The organism is Neisseria sp. HMSC15G01, assembly GCF_001808255.1.
GTDB lineage: Bacteria > Pseudomonadota > Gammaproteobacteria > Burkholderiales > Neisseriaceae > Neisseria > Neisseria subflava_A.
In genome coordinates this window covers 1-927 of the sequence record NZ_KV792668.1, presented here as the reverse complement: position 1 = coordinate 927, position 927 = coordinate 1, and the positions used below count along the sequence as shown (strand labels likewise).

At 56.2% G+C, this 927-nt stretch carries 1 pseudogene; it reads left to right on the top strand.

Annotated elements, in window-relative coordinates:
* Positions 1 to 927 (top strand): annotated as a pseudogene (locus tag HMPREF3139_RS02660) (hypothetical protein); the annotation flags it as partial.

The following is a 927-nucleotide window of genomic DNA, read 5'->3' as shown; positions in this document are numbered from 1 at the left end:
GAAACAGCAAAGCGCCGCCGCCCGTACCGAAGTTGCAGCCGGTACCAACATCAAAGACGTGGTTAAAGGAGTCGGCAATAAAGGCCAAGACGTTTACACCGTCAACGCCAAAGGCGCGACTGCGAGCGCCGGTTCGAGCAAAGTGACCGTCACTGCTTCAGCAGCAGACGCGAACAATGTGACCAACTACAGCATCGACTTGGCTGACGGCACCAAAGCCGAAATCCAAAAAGGCGTAGACGCCAAAACTACCGTTGACAACAAAGGCCTGACCTTCAATGGCGACAGCGGCAGCACCAATATCGAAAAACTCGGCTCCACCGTGACCGTTGCCGGCGACGACAACATCACCACCGAAGCCCAAGACGATAAAGTGACCGTTAAGCTGAAAAAAGACCTGGTAGTGAACAGCGTCGAAGCCGGCGACACCACCGTGAACAACGACGGCGTTAAGATCGCAGGCGGTCCTAGCCTGACCAAGTCCGGTATCGATGCCGCCGGCAAGAAGGTTACCAACGTAGCCGACGGCGACCTGAATGCCAACAGCAAAGACGCCGTTAACGGCAGCCAACTGTTTGCGACCAACCAAAACGTAGCGACCAACGCCGCCAATATCGCCAAAGGCTTCAACTTCGGCGGTACCACCGGCAGCAACAACTACGCATTGGGCGACACCATCAATGTCAAAGGCGACAGCAACATCATCAGCGAAACCGTAGCCGGTGGCGCACAGCTGAAACTGGCCAAAGACATCACCGTTGACAGCGTCACCGCAGGCGACAGCAAACTGAATTCAGACGGCCTCACCATTACCGGTGGCCCGAGTGTGACCAAGTCAGGCATCAATGCCGCCAGCAAGAAAGTAACCAACGTAGCCGCCGGTACCGATGACGCCGATGCCGTCAACTACAGCCAGCTGAAACAGCA